17 protein-coding genes are annotated in these 14,800 nt (G+C 64.2%); 6 read left to right on the top strand and 11 right to left on the bottom strand.

Translation table 11 applies throughout. The features are described from left to right. Positions 1–11: 11 nt before the first annotated feature. The 5 genes from GYH34_RS14955 to GYH34_RS14935 all read right to left on the bottom strand — a co-directional run bounded on the left by GYH34_RS14955 (position 12) and on the right by GYH34_RS14935 (position 4,946). Positions 12–1,184 carry a hypothetical protein gene (locus tag GYH34_RS14955; protein ID WP_161914269.1) on the bottom strand — a complete coding sequence of 391 codons (1,173 nt, stop codon included), beginning with the start codon at positions 1,182–1,184 and terminating at the stop codon, positions 12–14. Between the two features lie 63 nt (positions 1,185–1,247). Beyond that, positions 1,248–2,849 carry a glutamine-hydrolyzing GMP synthase gene (guaA, locus tag GYH34_RS14950; RefSeq protein WP_161914268.1) on the bottom strand — a complete coding sequence of 534 codons (1,602 nt, stop codon included), beginning with the start codon at positions 2,847–2,849 and terminating at the stop codon, positions 1,248–1,250. A 137-nt stretch (positions 2,850–2,986) separates the two neighbouring features. Next, positions 2,987–3,301, bottom strand: a complete 315-nt coding sequence (locus tag GYH34_RS14945) for a type II toxin-antitoxin system RelE/ParE family toxin (protein WP_161914267.1) — start codon at positions 3,299–3,301, stop codon at positions 2,987–2,989. Beyond that, positions 3,298–3,567, bottom strand: coding sequence for a type II toxin-antitoxin system ParD family antitoxin (locus tag GYH34_RS14940; RefSeq protein WP_161914266.1), 270 nt, complete (start codon positions 3,565–3,567; stop codon positions 3,298–3,300). The genes GYH34_RS14945 and GYH34_RS14940 overlap by 4 nt, the downstream gene beginning before the upstream one ends. 86 nt (positions 3,568–3,653) lie before the next feature. Then, positions 3,654–4,946, bottom strand: coding sequence for an RsmB/NOP family class I SAM-dependent RNA methyltransferase (locus GYH34_RS14935; RefSeq protein ID WP_161914265.1), 1,293 nt, complete (start codon positions 4,944–4,946; stop codon positions 3,654–3,656). Between the two features lie 204 nt (positions 4,947–5,150). On the opposite strand from GYH34_RS14935, the gene GYH34_RS21755 reads away from it, so the two are divergent. Continuing rightward, complete coding sequence (locus GYH34_RS21755; RefSeq protein WP_018266023.1) at positions 5,151–5,294, top strand: hypothetical protein; 144 nt, start codon at positions 5,151–5,153, stop codon at positions 5,292–5,294. Between the two features lie 66 nt (positions 5,295–5,360). Here the strand turns inward: GYH34_RS21755 and GYH34_RS14930 are convergent, their stop codons facing one another. Together GYH34_RS14930 and GYH34_RS14925 are read right to left on the bottom strand one after the other, a co-directional pair. Then, complete coding sequence (locus GYH34_RS14930) at positions 5,361–5,981, bottom strand: helix-turn-helix domain-containing protein (RefSeq protein ID WP_161914264.1); 621 nt, start codon at positions 5,979–5,981, stop codon at positions 5,361–5,363. Beyond that, positions 5,978–6,130, bottom strand: coding sequence for a hypothetical protein (locus GYH34_RS14925; RefSeq protein WP_161914263.1), 153 nt, complete (start codon positions 6,128–6,130; stop codon positions 5,978–5,980). The genes GYH34_RS14930 and GYH34_RS14925 overlap by 4 nt, the downstream gene beginning before the upstream one ends. A gap of 379 nt (positions 6,131–6,509) precedes the next feature. On the opposite strand from GYH34_RS14925, the gene GYH34_RS14920 reads away from it, so the two are divergent. Then, positions 6,510–7,082, top strand: coding sequence for a recombinase family protein (locus GYH34_RS14920; protein ID WP_161914262.1), 573 nt, complete (start codon positions 6,510–6,512; stop codon positions 7,080–7,082). Positions 7,083–7,225: 143 nt separating this feature from the next. Here GYH34_RS14920 and GYH34_RS14915 read toward each other — a convergent pair whose 3' ends face one another. The 4 genes from GYH34_RS14915 to GYH34_RS14900 form a co-directional block, all read right to left on the bottom strand. Next, positions 7,226–7,642 carry an MAPEG family protein gene (locus GYH34_RS14915; RefSeq protein ID WP_161914261.1) on the bottom strand — a complete coding sequence of 139 codons (417 nt, stop codon included), beginning with the start codon at positions 7,640–7,642 and terminating at the stop codon, positions 7,226–7,228. 6 nt (positions 7,643–7,648) lie between these two features. Beyond that, positions 7,649–8,644 carry a class II fructose-bisphosphatase gene (gene glpX / locus GYH34_RS14910; protein ID WP_161914260.1) on the bottom strand — a complete coding sequence of 332 codons (996 nt, stop codon included), beginning with the start codon at positions 8,642–8,644 and terminating at the stop codon, positions 7,649–7,651. 21 nt (positions 8,645–8,665) lie between these two features. Beyond that, positions 8,666–9,985 carry a homoserine dehydrogenase gene (locus GYH34_RS14905; RefSeq protein WP_161914259.1) on the bottom strand — a complete coding sequence of 440 codons (1,320 nt, stop codon included), beginning with the start codon at positions 9,983–9,985 and terminating at the stop codon, positions 8,666–8,668. Between the two features lie 122 nt (positions 9,986–10,107). Further along, positions 10,108–10,509, bottom strand: a complete 402-nt coding sequence (locus tag GYH34_RS14900; RefSeq protein WP_244635141.1) for a hypothetical protein — start codon at positions 10,507–10,509, stop codon at positions 10,108–10,110. 396 nt (positions 10,510–10,905) lie between these two features. Here GYH34_RS14900 and cysS point away from each other — a divergent pair, with 396 nt between their 5' ends. The 4 genes from cysS (at position 10,906) to cimA (ending at position 14,776) form a co-directional block, all read left to right on the top strand. Continuing rightward, complete coding sequence (cysS, locus tag GYH34_RS14895; protein WP_161914258.1) at positions 10,906–12,309, top strand: cysteine--tRNA ligase; 1,404 nt, start codon at positions 10,906–10,908, stop codon at positions 12,307–12,309. A 234-nt stretch (positions 12,310–12,543) separates the two neighbouring features. Next, positions 12,544–12,678, top strand: coding sequence for a hypothetical protein (locus GYH34_RS22180; protein WP_018266016.1), 135 nt, complete (start codon positions 12,544–12,546; stop codon positions 12,676–12,678). 2 nt (positions 12,679–12,680) lie between these two features. Then, a complete protein-coding gene (locus GYH34_RS14890; RefSeq protein ID WP_161914257.1) occupies positions 12,681–13,184 on the top strand; it encodes a GNAT family N-acetyltransferase in 504 nt (167 codons plus the stop codon). Then, a complete protein-coding gene (gene cimA, locus GYH34_RS14885; RefSeq protein ID WP_161914256.1) occupies positions 13,181–14,776 on the top strand; it encodes a citramalate synthase in 1,596 nt (531 codons plus the stop codon). The genes GYH34_RS14890 and cimA overlap by 4 nt, the downstream gene beginning before the upstream one ends. Positions 14,777–14,800 lie beyond the last annotated feature (24 nt).

The raw sequence follows: 14,800 nt of genomic DNA, 5'->3' as shown, positions 1-14,800 counted from the left end.
GTGGGGTGTGCTTAGACCGTGATGATCCCGATCGGTCGGAAGAACTCTATAGGACCCACGATATGGCCATCACGGAGCAGGCTCACGCTGCTTGCGACAAATGTGCCGCCCTCCAGAGGCTGTAGTCGGCCGACTTCAGCAGGACCAGTCCGCACGGCCTCAGCGAGGATCGTAAAGGTATGCTGTTCGATCCCGAAGAAGGTGCCCGAGCCTATATCGAGCCGGAAGGGATCAGCCGACGCATAAATGAATTTGCCGTCCGGGGTCCGTTCAAAGGGGAGCCCAGGGCAGGTGGGGTCAGGGAAATAACCGCCTACGAATTGCAACTTGGCGAAGAGCGGCAATAGGCATTCCCACAAGACCAAGCGGAATTGGAGTTCTTCGGGGATCGTGAACCCCCGCAGCAGCGCCTCTGCGATCAAAGGCTGGCGTAAGCGTTGTAGGCTTGCGGCGTAGTGGATCGATTTCGTAGCATACGCTAGGCCAGAGAGGTTATCATCTCCGGGCCGCTCGCCTAGGGTCTCGGGATCCTCGGCCGATAGTGTAGTATATATTTTCGTGCTGTCTGTCTCCATTGCCCAACGCATGGCAACAATGTAGCCCTTTATTTGTAGTTGCTGACCTTTTGCATCATTGACCATGATCCGTTTAAACTGATTACGCCAAGTCTGGAATTCTTTGGTCGTAAAGCCAACGGCGTGACGCGTGCCCTTGGCCTCCGCCAGATAAATCTCATTCTTACCTGAAGCACAGAAATAATCCGGGCCGTCTCCCTCCCCAATTTCCTCAGTTTTTACGGATACACCGCCGTAGCTGGCAAGCGCTCCGTGGTCACGTACAGCCTCGATGTGGGCGATGTAGTGGATGTCCAAGTGAGTGCTCAAGAACCAGCGGCAGAAGGCTTGGCCAAGCTCGTTTGATTTGTTGCCCTTAAATGTCTTGGCAGTGCCGAGGCCTCCCTTCGAGAACCGAAACTCTGAACATGGCAGGAGGTAGCGAACGTGTTCGAAATGGGCGGGATTTGGATTGGGCGGCTCGATGCCCCAGCTGTCCAGGTAGTAGTGGTGATAGAGGTCGGCTAGGTCAACCAAGAGATGTGACACAGCGGCGCCATCTGGCGGCTCACGAAGTGAATGGGGGATTGAGGGAAAGGAGTTCAGCGCAAGCTTGATAGTTTTCTGCACAAGTCACTCATTGTCATTCGGTGAATCGGCAAGCGTGCCCAACATCGCCGTTGTCGGCACCCCTCACTCCCACTCGATCGTCCCCGGCGGCTTGCTGGTCACGTCGTACACCACGCGATTCACTCCGCGCACCTCATTGATGATGCGCGTCGCCGCCCGGCCTAGAAAATTCATGTCGAAGGGATAGAAATCCGCGGTCATCCCATCCGTGCTCGTCACCGCGCGCAAAGCGCAGACATGGTCGTAGCTGCGGCCGTCGCCCATCACGCCCACAGTGCGCACCGGCAGCAGCACGGCAAAGGCCTGCCAGATCACGTCATAGAGTCCGGCCTTGCGAATTTCGTCGAGATAGATGGCGTCGGCCTTGCGCAAAATCTCCAGCTTCTCGCGCGTGATTCCACCCGGGCAGCGGATGGCGAGGCCGGGGCCGGGGAAGGGGTGGCGGCCGACGAAGGCCTCGGGTAGGCCCAGCTCGCGGCCGAGCGCGCGCACCTCGTCCTTGAACAATTCGCGCAAGGGCTCGACGAGCTTCATATTCATGCGCTCGGGCAGGCCGCCGACATTGTGATGCGACTTGATCGTCACCGAAGGCCCGCCGGAGAAGGACACGCTCTCGATCACATCAGGATAGAGCGTGCCTTGCGCCAGAAATTGCGGCGCGCCGCGCCCGTCGGCGGCGATCTTCTTCGCCTCTTCTTCGAAAGTCTCGATGAAGAGGCGGCCGATCGTCTTGCGCTTGATCTCCGGGTCCTCGACGCCTTCCAGCGCTTGCAGGAACAGCTCCTGCGCCGCCACATGCACGAGCGGGATGTTGTAGTGATCGCGGAAGAGGGTGACGACCTCCTCCGCCTCGCCGCCGCGCAGCAGGCCGTGATCGACGAAGACGCAAGTCAGGGCGTCGCCGATCGCCTCATGGATCAGCACGGCCGCGACGGCGGAATCGACGCCGCCCGAAAGCCCGCAGAGCACGCGGCCGGGGCCCACTTGGCGGCGTATCGCGTCGATCGCCTCGCCGCGAAAGGCGGACATGGTCCAGTCGGATTTCAGCCCCGCGACATTATGGACGAAATTGGAGATGAGCTTGGCGCCGTCCGGCGTATGCGCGACCTCGAGATGGAATTGCACGCCGTAATAGCGGCGCGCCTCGTCGGCGATGGCGCCCATGGGGGCGTTCTCGGAGGCGGCGATGACGCGAAAGCCTTCCGGCAGGCGGGTGACGCGGTCGCCATGGCTCATCCACACCGGATAGCGGCCGCCCTTTTCCCACACGCCGGAGAAGAGCGGGCTCTCCTCGACGACGCCGATCTCGGCGCGGCCGAACTCGCGATGATGCCCGCCCTCGACCGCGCCGCCCAATTGCGCGGCGAGCAGCTGCTCGCCGTAGCAAATGGCGAGCACGGGGATTTTCGCGTCGAAAATGCTCTGCGGCGCGCGCGGCGAGCCGTCCTCGGTGACGGAGCAGGGGCCGCCGGAGAGGATCACCGCCTTGGGGCGGATCTCGGCGAAGGCGCGCTCGGCGCTCTGGAAGGGCGCGATCTCGCAATAGACGCCGGCCTCGCGCACGCGCCGCGCGATGAGCTGCGTCACCTGCGAGCCGAAATCGACGATCAGCAGCTTGTCGTGGCGATCGGCGATGTCGTGGTGGAAGCTCTCAGTGGCGGTCATGCTGGTCTTTCGTGTGTGGGGGCTCGCGAGAGCTAGTGACTACCTCTCGTCGTCGGCAATGCGCAAGAGCGCGGCGTGCCCCTCGGGATGTTGCGACCCGGCCGGCGAAAGGCGAAGGCCCTGTCTGTGAGGACCGCTCACATTTGCGGCGGCTTCTCGGAAAACATCGTCTCGACGTCTTGCGCCCCGTGAATGATGCGCACGATTCCGATTGGACGCATCGACGGCTCATAGACGATCAAATAGGAAAAGACCGGCCAAAACTTCACCTTCTCGTCGGTGAGGTCCTCTCTTTTATGCCCGGCCCCAGGATTTTCGGCGATGAATCGCAGCGCATGACGGATTTCGCCCAGGACATGCCGGGCGAGCGTCGGACCGCCTTTGCGGGTCAGATAGCGCCTTATGGCCTCGAGGTCGCTCTGGGCTTCCGGCGAAAGGCGAAAGCGGCTCACTCGGCGCTACGCTGCTCCTCGGCGTCGATCTCCGCTTCCAGCCGATCGAACGCCTCCTCGCCGTCCACGCCTCGCCCGGCCCGCAGCGACGCGACGCCGGCGGCGATCTGCGCGCGGATTTCGTCCTTGCGCCAAGCCTCCAGCCGGTCGCGCTCCTCCATCAGGCGAAGCGCTTCGCGCACCACTTCGCTCGCGGAGGTGTAGCGGCCGGTCTGCACCTTCTGATGCACCAGCCGCTCGAGCTCGGGGGTGAGGCTCACATTCATGGGGTCGCTCGCTATGGGTTCGCTCGGGGACAAAGCTCTCTTGAGCCAAAGATAGCGCAATAACGAGCTTTGACAAATTTCGCTATTCACCCGCGCTTAAGCACGCACACATAGAACCCATCGGTCCCCGCCGTGTGCGGCGTCAGCCGAAATCCCGCCCCATGCGGCGAGGCGAATTGCGCCAGCTCCGGCAGCCCGGCCTTGGCCGCAGCCTCTTCGGCCGGAATGGCGGAAAAATCCGCATGTCCGTCGAGAAAGCGCGCGATCTGCGCCTCATTCTCGTCGATCAGCAGCGAGCAGGTCACATAGGCGACGCGCCCGCCCGCCTTCACGAAGCGCGGGGCCTTGTCCAGCAGCTCCTGCTGCTCGGCGATGCGCTGCTCCAGCGCGCCCGGGGCGAGGCGCCATTTGGCGTCCGGGTGGCGGCGCCAGGTTCCGGTTCCGGTGCAGGGCGCGTCGATCAGCACGAGGCCGCAGCGCGCCTCGAGATCGGCGAGCACATCCGTCTTCCCGCGCGGGGCGCGGACTTGCACATTGCGTGCGCCAGCGCGCTCGAGCCGCGGATAAATGGGGGTGAGGCGGCGGCCGTCGTCGTCGAAGGCGTAGATCTGCCCGCGATTATGCATCTGCCCGGCCAGCGCCAGCGTCTTGCCGCCGCCGCCGGCGCAAAGGTCCAGAACCTGCTCGCCGGGCTCGGCGGCGCAGAGCAGGGCGGCGATCTGCGAGCCTTCGTCCTGCGGCTCGACCAGGCCTTTGACATAGGCCGGCTCGGCCGTCAGCGCCGGGCCGCGCCCCTTGGTCGGCGGCGCGATGCGCAGGCCGAGCGGCGATAAAGGCGTCGGCTCCGGCGAAAGATGCGCGAGACGGCGCAGCGCGTCCTCACGCGAGGCCTTCAAAATATTGGCGCGCAGATCGACCGGCGCGCGCGCGGCGAGAGCGCGGCCCTCCTCGGCCGCGGCCGCGCCGAAGGCGGCGGCGAAGCGCTCGGCCAGCCATTCGGGATAGTCGCCGAGAATATGCGCCGGCGCGCCTTCGAGCGTCGCCGTAGCGAGGCGCTCGCGCTCCTCTGCCGTGAGCGGGGCGGGGGCGTGGCCTTCGCCCGAGAACAGCGCTGCGATCTCCTCGATGGAAAGCCCGTGCGATTCGCGCAGCGCGCCGATGACGACGGCGCGAGGCGAGTCGTCGCCCATCAGGAATGCGGCCGAGGCGCGCTTGCGTAGCGCGTCGAACACGAGGCTCGATATGGACGCGCGGTCCTTGGAGCCGGCGAATCGGTGCGAAAGTCCCCAATCCTTGATCGCATCGGCGGCCGGACGGCGGCGCTCGGCGAGCTCGGCGAGGATTTCAATGGCGGCGGAGACTTGTGCGGCGGGAGTCATGTCGCTTTTGCTTTACGGCCTCGCGGGCCGGCAGGCCAGCGCCTGCGCGCTCGAGAGGTGAGATAGCGCATGGAAAGGCAAAAAGTCTCAGAAAATCGCCATGGTAGCGCTCACGGCCACAATCTGGCCTCAATAGCCTAGCTGAAGTCATGTTGCGCCGCGAAAGCCACGGCGTTTTCCACACATACCGTCGGAAGCTAAAAGATGCGCTCTCTTCGTCCGTTCGCCGCTATTCTGCTCGCTCTCTCGCTGGCCGCCTGCGCGGCTCAGTCGCAGCCCGACCTGACCCCGCCGCCGAAGAAGCCGCTCGACGCCAAGACCCAGCTCGAGACCGGCCGCAAATACTGAGTTTCGCTTCGCCGCTGCGGATCGTCACGAAAAGGCGATCCGCGCGGCGAAGATCTTTCCATAGCGTTATTCCCCGGTCGCGGATGCGTCCGCGTAGAGCAGCGCCAGAAGCTTCGCCGACAATTCTCGCGTCGACAGCCCCAGAGCAAAGGCGGCCTGTCGATAATCGCCGTTGAAACGGCGCAATGTGCGCAGAACGAGCCGTCGTTCGACGGACTCGATCGAATAGCCGATGAGCATGTCCACGGCTATATCCGCTGTGTCGAGCGGAATTTGTCCATGATTTTGCCGAGGCTGAGCGGCGGCGCGATCGATTGCGTCTTCGTCTCCGGCTATGAGCAGGATTCGGTTCCGCTCCGCATCGGCGTCGGAGAGGACGCGAGGACGGCCGGGCGACTCACGACCGGTCGGCTCCTCCTTCGACGCCAGCGAAAACGCGACTGGATCCCCGACGGAAAGATACGGCCCGTCCTCGTCGAACCGCACCAGAAATTGCGGAGCGAGGCCTTGAAAGTCCGCGATATAGACGAGCGTCAGCTCCGCGCCGAGCGTCCGCAGTCTGACGCGTCGATACCTGCTCGGCTCGTCCCCGGCTCGGCGCCGGCTGCCCGGCTCGTCGTCGCGGCGCTGGCCACGCCTTCCGAATGGCGCCACGCCGGAGGCGCGTGAGGAATGGTTTGCCATCATTCGCCGCCTCGCGCCTGCCAGCCCGCATAGGCGCCGACAATCGCCGACACGAAGACCAGAGCGGCGCAAGCAACTCCTCCGGCCGTCAGAAACCCGACGACCGCGCCGGAGACTGCGGCGATCATCATTCCGGCGACAGTGTCCGACACGCGGATATCTCTGGCGTCGAGGTCGCGGTTGGCCGCGCGCTCGTCCGGGACTGCGAGTCTGTCGCCACCGAAGCTCGAAGGGAAAGAAGACCTCTTTTGGTCCCCGCATCGGCGCAGGGCTGCAGCGTCGAATTCCTGATTTCGCGGCATAAACGGTCCTTTGTGACCATAACTAGCGCGTAAAAATCCTGTGACATCGTGCGCATGTTAGCATTGTAATTACAGGATTATTTTAACCGAGCGCATATTTCAAGGCGCAGGCAAGAAAGGACCGATTTTGTCAAGCCTTTCTGTCTCGTATTGAGATAGTTTGGTAGACAAAAACCGTTTCTTTACGACGTGACAGCGCCGTTTTGGCATCGAGACACGAGAACAAATAATGATCGTCGGCTATGCGCGAGTATCAACAGACGAGCAAAAACTCGATCTGCAGCTCAAAGCCTTAGAAAAGGTAGGATGTGATGAAATTTTTACGGATCACGGGCGCTCTGGACTTGATTTCAGTCGCGAGGGTCTGGAGAAGGCGATGCAGAATTTGAAGTCTGGCGACACTTTGGTCGTGTGGCGCCTGGATCGGCTCGGCCGGTCTTTGCCCGGTCTCGTCGCGTTGATGGATAAGCTCGGAAAGAGAGGGATCAATTTTCAGTCTCTGACCGAGAATATCAACACGACCTCATCGGGCGGACGGCTGATGTTCCATATGATGGCGGCGCTGGCCGAGTTCGAGCGTTCCCTCATCAGCGAAAGAACGCGGGCGGGGCTCTCAGCCGCTCGGGCGCGCGGCTGCACGCTCGGGCGGCCGAAATCGCTCAGTCCCGACCAGATCGCCGACGCTTTCGAAGCCATACGGCAGGAGAAGACCCAGGTGCAGGAGGTGGCGGAGGAATTGGGCGTGTCTGTTCGCACCCTCCAGCGGAGCCTGCGCAACGCCTTTCCCGCCGGTCGGGGCTAGGAGAAGAATCGTTCCATGTTTCATCGAAACGCGGAAAGATTCTTCTGAACGACGTGCTTCCGACGCCGAGCCGGCATCCGCTTCGGCAGGAAAAGCGCTGGATGCTCCCGTGGTCTGGGCCTCGAGCTCGCGGCCGCGGATCGTCAGGAAAAGACGATCCGCGCGGCGAAGATCGCCCACATCAGGGCGAGTAGCGCGAAGCCCGCAGCGAAGGCGAAAAACCGTCGCTGCACATGATTGCTGGTGACGTGAATCGCGGCGTGCGCGTAACGCGTCGCGACAAAGGCCCATTCCAGCGCGACGAATAAAAGGTCCGCCTTTTCCGTGACCAGCGTCAGCGCGACGAGCGCATAGAACAGCACGGGCAGCTCGAACTGGCTGGCGTAGGAATTGGCGAGCTGGGCGATCTGGTCCGGCCAGCCCCGATTGAGCGCAATATCGGCCGGCTTCACCACTTTGCCCCGCAGCGCGCGAATGCGCGACCGAGCGAGAGCGACGAGCAGCCCCAGAGCGAGTGCGACGAGAGCGAAGACGGGGAGCAAAACCAATTTCGTGGACAAGATCGTTCAATCCAATTCGAATTTCCCGCTCACGCGATGCTGGGCGCTGATGCGGCGCACTGTGCCGGTGGAGGAGCGATAGATTAGCGTCTCCGTCTCGATCGCATCCTTGCCGAAGACCACGCCGAACAGCAGCGGCCCGTCGGTGACGCCGGTCGCGCAGACCACCACATCGCCGGAGGCCAGCTCCTCCAGCTCATATTTCTTGCGCGGATCGCGCACGCCCATTTCCGCCGCGCGCGCCGTCTTGGCGGGGCTGTCGAGCACGAGGCGGCCCTGCATCTGGCCGCCGACGCAGCGCAGTACGCCGGCCGCCAGCACGCCCTCCGGCGCGCCGCCGGCGCCGAGATACATGTCGACGCCGGTCTCCGCCGGCTGGGCGGTGAAGATGATGCCCGCTACATCGCCGTCGCTGATGAGCCGCACCCGCGCGCCCGCCGCGCGGCAACGCGCGATCAGCTCGGCATGGCGGGGCCGGTCCAATATGCAGATGGTGACGTCCTGCGCCGCGACGCCCTTGGCTGCGGCGAGGGCGGCGATATTGGCGTCCGGCTCATTGTCGAGATCGACGACGCCCGGCGGATAGCCGGGGCCGATGGCGATCTTGTCCATATAGACATCGGGCGCATAGAGCAGCGAGCCCGCGGCGGCGATGGCGACGATCGAGATCGCGCCCGGCATGTCCTTGGCGCAGAGCGTCGAGCCCTCGAGCGGCGCCACGGCGAGATCGACGCGCGGGCCGCCGCCGGCGCCCACTTCCTCGCCGATGAACAGCATGGGCGCAGAGTCACGCTCGCCCTCGCCGATGACGATGCGGCCGCGAATCGCCAGCCGGCCCAATTCGCTGCGCATGGCGTCGACGGCGGCCTGGTCGGCGGCCATCTCATCGCCGCGTCCACGCCAGCGCGCCGCCGCCACGGCCGCCCGCTCGGTGACGCGGGCGAGCTCGAGGGTCAGATTGCGATCGAGGGATTTTTCTGCGGCCGATGCGGGGCGCGCCATGCATTTTTCTCCGGCGATGCGCTATTCGCGCTCGATGCGGATGACCTGCGCCGGCTCGGCGATGACGCCGTCGGCGTAGATGGCGTCGAGCGCCTCGCGCACCAGACGTTCCGTGGTCGCATGGGTGATGAGAATCACTCCAACTTGCGCGCCGACCTGAGCCGCGCCGCTGCGCCGCGCCGCGCGCGCGCCATGCTGCATGATGCTTTCGAGCGAGATCTTGCGCTCCGCCATGGCGGTGGCGATGGCGGCGAAGGCGCCCGGCACGTCCGGCACGGCGAGGCGGATGTAATAGCCGCCTTCATGCAGCGCCGCCGGCGCGCGCTCGAGCTTGCGCAGCGAGGCGCTCGGCAGGCCGAAGGGCGCGGAGCGCACGCCTTTGGCGATGTCGGCGATATCGGCGACGACGGCGGAGGCGGTGGCGTCGCCGCCGGCGCCGGGGCCGACCAAAGTCAGCTCATGCACGGCGTCTGCGTCTATGGTCACGGCGTTGGTGACGCCCATCACCTGGGCGATGGCGGTGGTCTTGCGCACCATCGTGGGGTGCACGCGCTGCTCTATGCCTTGCGCCGTGCGCTGGGCGACGCCGAGCAGCTTGATGCGGAAGCCGAGTTCGCCGGCCGCGTCTATGTCGGCGAGGGTCACACGCTCAATGCCCTCTATCTCCACCGCCTCGGGCGCGATCTTCGCGCCGAAGGCGAGCGAGGCGAGAATCGACAGCTTATGCGCCGTGTCGAAACCGCCGATGTCGAAGGTCGGGTCCGCCTCGGCATAGCCCAAGCGCTGCGCCTCCTTCAGGCACTCCTCGAAGGAGAGGCGCTCCGCCTCCATGCGCGAGAGAATGTAATTGCAGGTGCCGTTGAGAATGCCATAGACGCGCTCGATCGAATTGCCGGCGAGGCCCTCGCGCAGCGTCTTGACGATCGGTATGCCGCCGGCCACCGACGCCTCGAAGGCGAGCGCGACATGGCGGCTCTCGGCCAGCTCGGCCAGCGCCGAGCCATGGGCGGAGAGCAGCGCCTTATTGGCGGTGACGACAGATTTGCCTTTGGAGAGGGCCGTCTCGACGCTGACGCGCGCCGGTCCTTCGGACCCGCCGATCAGCTCGACGAAAAGATCTATGCCGTCGGAGGCGGCGAGGGCGACCGGATCGTCATAGAAGGTCGCGCCGGCGAGGTCGACGCCGCGGTCCTTGCCCTTGTCGCGGGCGGAAACCGCCGTGACGACGATCTCGCGCCCGGTGCGCGCCGCCAGCGCCTGCGCCTGCCTCTGCAGCAGCCGCACGACCGAAGCGCCCACTGTGCCCAAGCCCGCGACGCCGACGCGCAAGATTTCCGCCATTTGACCCTGTTCCGAGAAAAAAGCCCACGCCGCGGGGTGAGGCCGCGGCGTGGGCTGTTGTGGCTTATTCCGGCGAGAGGATCAAGGAAAGCCTTCCCCCGAAGAGGAGAGGGCTCCGCGGCTCAGCAGCCGCAATTGGTCTCGCAGGATTTCTTGTCCACCTTGGCTTTGTCGATATTGCCATTATAGGCCTGGGTCGCCTTGATCCAGGCTTCGTCGCAGCTCTCCATGCAGCGCGCCTGCTTGTCGTCGCCGCGATTGTCGCAGCTCACTTTTTCGATCGGCCGCGGCGAGAAGCCGAGGTCGCCGACTCGATGCGGCGTCGCTTGGGCGAAGCCGGCGCCGGCCGCGGCGGCAATGAGGGCGAGGGTGAAGACGAAGCGGATTTTCATTGTCGTTTCCTCCAATTGCGGGCCTCTCGATACGTCGCTCGCGCCGATCGCGAGGGCGTCCGGGCCTTCTTCGGTCGTTTCAGGCGCGCCGCCTTCGACCTGCGGGGCGGTCGAAGGCGGCGCGCGCCACATCCTGCTTTTCTCCGCGGATCGGTCGCCTCGAGAGGGAATAACGGGCGCCGCCGGCGATGAGCCGTCAGGATGCGAACGGGCGCGATCGCCGACGCGGGGTGCACCGGCAATTGCATCGTTCTACGATCTAATTCATATCGTGCAACGATATATTTGGCAAGCCCGCGCTCGCGGCCGTGGCGGGTTCTGGCGAGGGGGGCAGGCAGGGACCGAAGCGCCGAGTCTGCGACTTGACGGACGGCCCCGGAGCGCGCATGTTAGCGCTATGACGAGCACGCTCCACTCCTGCATCCTTTGTCGGATCATTATCAGCTAGCCCAATCGCTGGCCGGAGCCGTCACGTCTCTCTTCATGACACGCAATGACGCCCCGGGCCGGCAGGCCGAGGGGAAATTCATGTCGTCCGACGCTCCCGTTCTGAAGCTCTACAATACGCTGACGCGCGCCAAGGAGGAGTTCCGTCCTCTCGATCCGGCGAATGTGCGCATGTATGTCTGCGGCCCCACCGTCTATGACTACGCCCATATCGGCAACGCCCGGCCGATCATCGTCTTCGACGTGCTGTTTCGCTTGCTGCGCCATCTCTATGGCGCCGATCATGTCACTTACGTCCGCAATATCACCGACGTCGACGACAAGATCAACGCGCGCGCCGCCGAGCGTGGAATCACAATCCGCGAGCTGACCGAGGGCACCAATAAAATCTTCCAGGAGGATGTGAAGGCGCTCGGCTGCCTCGAGCCCAGCGTGCAGCCGCGCGCGACCGAGCATATCGCCGAGATGATCGCGCTCATCGAGAAGATGATCGCCGCCGGCCACGCCTATGCGGCGGACGGCCATGTGCTGTTCGATGTGCCGTCCATGGCGGAGTATGGACGGCTGTCGCGTCGGCCGCTCGACGAGATGATCGCCGGCGCGCGCATCGATGTCGCGCCCTATAAGCGCGGCGACATGGATTTCGTGCTGTGGAAGCCGTCCAAGGAGAGCGAGCCCGGCTGGGACTCGCCCTGGGGCCGCGGTCGGCCCGGCTGGCATCTCGAATGCTCGGCCATGTCGTGGAAACATTTGGGCGAGGTGTTCGACATTCACGGCGGCGGCATCGATCTCGTCTTCCCGCATCACGAGAACGAGATCGCCCAGACACGCTGCGCCTTTGGCCATGAGGCGATGGCGAATTACTGGATGCACAATGGATTCCTGCAGGTCGAGGGCGAGAAAATGTCCAAGAGCCTGGGGAATTTCGTGACCATCAACGAGTTGCTGCACACGGAGAATTTTGGCGGGCGGAAATGGCCGGGCTCGACGATTCGTTGGGCGATGCTGTCGACCCAGTATCGGCAGCCGATCGATTGGACTGTCGAGCGCTTGGAGGAATCAGAGGATGAACTCGGTGGACTGGCAGGACTGCTAGAAGGAACGATCTCGCGTCTAGGCGTGCCGTCGCAGGCATTTGCGGCTGCTCTCGCCGATGATCTCAACACAGCAAGCGCCAAGACTGAAGTTCGCAGGCTGGAAAAGATAGCACGGACTGCAGCGAGCGATATCGAGAAGCTAGAAGCGCGAGAATCACTCGCCGGATGTTTGGCGCTCTGTGGCGTCGAGCTGACGGAACACTTTGTTAAGTCGACGCTCGGCCCAGACGAGAAGCTATTCATCGATAGCGCTATCGAGGCTCGCAACGCCGCTCGCGCCGCAAAAAACTGGGCCGAGTCCGACCGCATACGCGATGAGCTCGCGGCGATGGGCGTCGCGCTCAAGGACAATAAGGACGGCACGACGACATGGGAGGTGAAGCGATGAAGCTTCACTGCGCTCGAACATTATCCAACCACCTCGCCGCGCGACTCCTTCTCCCGCTTTGTGGGAGAAGGTGGCCCGGCGAAGCCGGGTCGGATGAGGGCTCGCTGCGGCGGCTGGAATCGTTGGATATCGTCATGGACCCTCATCCGACCCTCGCTGACGCGAGGGCCACCTTCTCCCACGAGTGGGAGAAGGAATCTCGCACCGAGATTTCGCCTTCTGGAGGAGACGCCCATGCTTAAGAACGACTGGCGCAGATTTCTGCCCTTTCCGGGGCATTGGGCGTCCTATCTCGTGTTCAAGCTCATCATCCTCGCGCTCGCAGCCGTCGCCGCATGGCATGTGCTCGTGGCTTTCGAGCTGATCTAGCCATGGCGCGCTCCGTTTCCGCTCCCGGGCTTCGCCCCTATCTGCCGACCGATGCGCCGCGCCTCGCGCAATTGTTTCGCGCGAGCATAGAGACGCTCGCCGCCGAAGATTACGGCGAGGATCAACTCGCCGCCTGGGCCGCCGCCGCCGATGACGAAGAGGCTTTCGCAAAGAAGCTCGCGGGCGCGCTCACCATCGTCGCCTCGCTCGATGGCGAGATCGCCGGCTTCGCCTCGCTGCGCGACAATAAGCTCTTCGACATGCTCTATGTGCATCCGCGCGCGGCGCGACGCGGCGTCGGCTCGGCGCTCGCCGACGCCATGGAAAAGCTCGCCGCTGCGCGGGGAACGCGCGAGATCAGCGTCGACGCTTCCGACGCGGCGCGCGATTTCTTCGCCGCGCGCGGCTATGTCGCCCATCAGCGCAACATGCGCGAGCTGCGCGGCGAATGGCTCGGCAACACCACGATGAAAAAGACACTCGAGAGCAAGGCTGCAACGCAATGACACGGGAGAGGCTGACGCTCTTCGACACGACGCTGCGCGATGGCGCGCAGACGACCGGCGTCGATTTTTCGCTCGCCGACAAGCGCCAGATCGCCGCAATGCTCGACGAGCTCGGCCTCGATTACATCGAGGGCGGCTATCCCGGCGCCAATCCGCTGGACACCGAGTTTTTCGCGAAGCGCCCGCCCTTGAAGGCGCATTTCGCCGCCTTCGGCATGACGCGCCGGCAGGGCCGCTCGGCCTCCAACGATCCCGGCGTCGCCGCTCTGCTGGACGCCGATTGCGATTGCGTGACCTTCGTCGCCAAGGCCTGGGATTATCAGGTGCGCGTCGCGCTGCGCTCGACGCTCGAGGACAATCTCGACGGCATTCGCCAATCCGTCGCCGCCGCCGTCGCGCGCGGCAAGGAAGTGCTCGTCGATTGCGAGCATTTCTTCGACGGCTATAAGGAAAATCCCGATTATGCGCTGGCCTGCGCCAATGCCGCGCATGAGGCCGGCGCGAGATGGATCGTGCTCTGCGACACCAATGGCGGCTCGCAGCCCAATGAGGCAGAGCGCATAGTGGCGGAGGTTGCGCGCGTCATTCCGGGCGACAAGCTCGGCATTCACGCGCATGATGATACGGGGCAGGCGGTCGCCGTCTCGCTGGCTGCGGTGCGCGGCGGCGCGCGGCAGATTCAAGGCGCGCTCAATGGGCTCGGCGAGCGCTGCGGCAACGCCAATCTGACGACGATCATCGGCAATCTTCTGCTCAAGAGCGAATTCTCCGATCGCTTCGAGATCGGCGTGACGCGCGAGAGCCTGACGCATTTGACGCGCACCAGCCATGCGCTCGACGAATTGCTCAATCGCGCGCCCAATCGTCACGCGCCTTACGTCGGCGCCAGCGCCTTCGCCACCAAGGCCGGCATTCACGCTTCCGCCGTGCTCACCGATCCGCGCACGTATGAGCATGTGCCGCCGGAGAGCGTCGGCAATCAGCGCCGCGTGCTGGTGTCGGATCAGGCAGGAAAATCCAATATCATCGCCGAGCTGGAGCGATTGGGAATTTCGCTCGCGAAAGACGATGCGCGCCTGACGCGCCTGCTCGACGAGGTGAAGGAGAAGGAGGCGCAAGGCTACGCCTATGAAGGCGCCGACGCCTCTTTCTATCTGCTCGCCAAGCGCGTGCTCGGCGATGTTCCGCATTATTTCGACATTGAGCGCTACAGCGTCGCCGTGGATCGCCGCTTCGGCGTCAATCTCGGCGCGGAGGAGGCGGGCGCGGAGGCGATCGTCAAGCTGCGCATCGACGGGCGCTCGACCATTTCCGCCGCCGAAGGCAATGGCCCGATCAATGCGCTCGATGTGGCGCTGCGCAAGGATCTCGGCAAATATCAATCCTTCATCGAGGATGTGAAGCTCGTCGATTATCGCGTGCGCGTGTTCCAGGGCGGCACCGATGCGGTGACGCGCGTGCTGGTCGAATGCGCGGACGCCAAGGGGGAGATATGGTCCACCGTCGGCGTCTCGCCCAATGTCGTCGATGCGTCTTTCGAGGCGTTGGTCGACGCGATCGTCTATAAGCTGGTGCGGTCTGGCGCGGTCTAGCCGTCTTCCTTATCCCACTTTGAG

The organism is Methylosinus sp. C49, from assembly GCF_009936375.1.
Lineage (GTDB): Bacteria > Pseudomonadota > Alphaproteobacteria > Rhizobiales > Beijerinckiaceae > Methylosinus.
This window is presented reverse-complemented; position numbering and strand designations above follow the sequence as displayed.

Coding starts and splice junctions, on each gene's coding strand:
- guaA (WP_161914268.1), bottom strand. CDS start 2,849: ATGACCGCCACTGAGAGCTTCCACCACGACATCGCCGATCGCCACGAC.
- GYH34_RS14940 (WP_161914266.1), bottom strand. CDS start 3,567: ATGAATGTGAGCCTCACCCCCGAGCTCGAGCGGCTGGTGCATCAGAAG.
- GYH34_RS14935 (WP_161914265.1), bottom strand. CDS start 4,946: ATGACTCCCGCCGCACAAGTCTCCGCCGCCATTGAAATCCTCGCCGAG.
- GYH34_RS21755 (WP_018266023.1), top strand. CDS start 5,151: ATGCGCTCTCTTCGTCCGTTCGCCGCTATTCTGCTCGCTCTCTCGCTG.
- GYH34_RS14930 (WP_161914264.1), bottom strand. CDS start 5,981: ATGATGGCAAACCATTCCTCACGCGCCTCCGGCGTGGCGCCATTCGGA.
- GYH34_RS14920 (WP_161914262.1), top strand. CDS start 6,510: ATGATCGTCGGCTATGCGCGAGTATCAACAGACGAGCAAAAACTCGAT.
- glpX (WP_161914260.1), bottom strand. CDS start 8,644: ATGGCGCGCCCCGCATCGGCCGCAGAAAAATCCCTCGATCGCAATCTG.
- GYH34_RS14905 (WP_161914259.1), bottom strand. CDS start 9,985: ATGGCGGAAATCTTGCGCGTCGGCGTCGCGGGCTTGGGCACAGTGGGC.
- GYH34_RS14900 (WP_244635141.1), bottom strand. CDS start 10,509: ATGTGGCGCGCGCCGCCTTCGACCGCCCCGCAGGTCGAAGGCGGCGCG.
- cysS (WP_161914258.1), top strand. CDS start 10,906: ATGTCGTCCGACGCTCCCGTTCTGAAGCTCTACAATACGCTGACGCGC.
- GYH34_RS22180 (WP_018266016.1), top strand. CDS start 12,544: ATGCTTAAGAACGACTGGCGCAGATTTCTGCCCTTTCCGGGGCATTGG.
- GYH34_RS14890 (WP_161914257.1), top strand. CDS start 12,681: ATGGCGCGCTCCGTTTCCGCTCCCGGGCTTCGCCCCTATCTGCCGACC.
- cimA (WP_161914256.1), top strand. CDS start 13,181: ATGACACGGGAGAGGCTGACGCTCTTCGACACGACGCTGCGCGATGGC.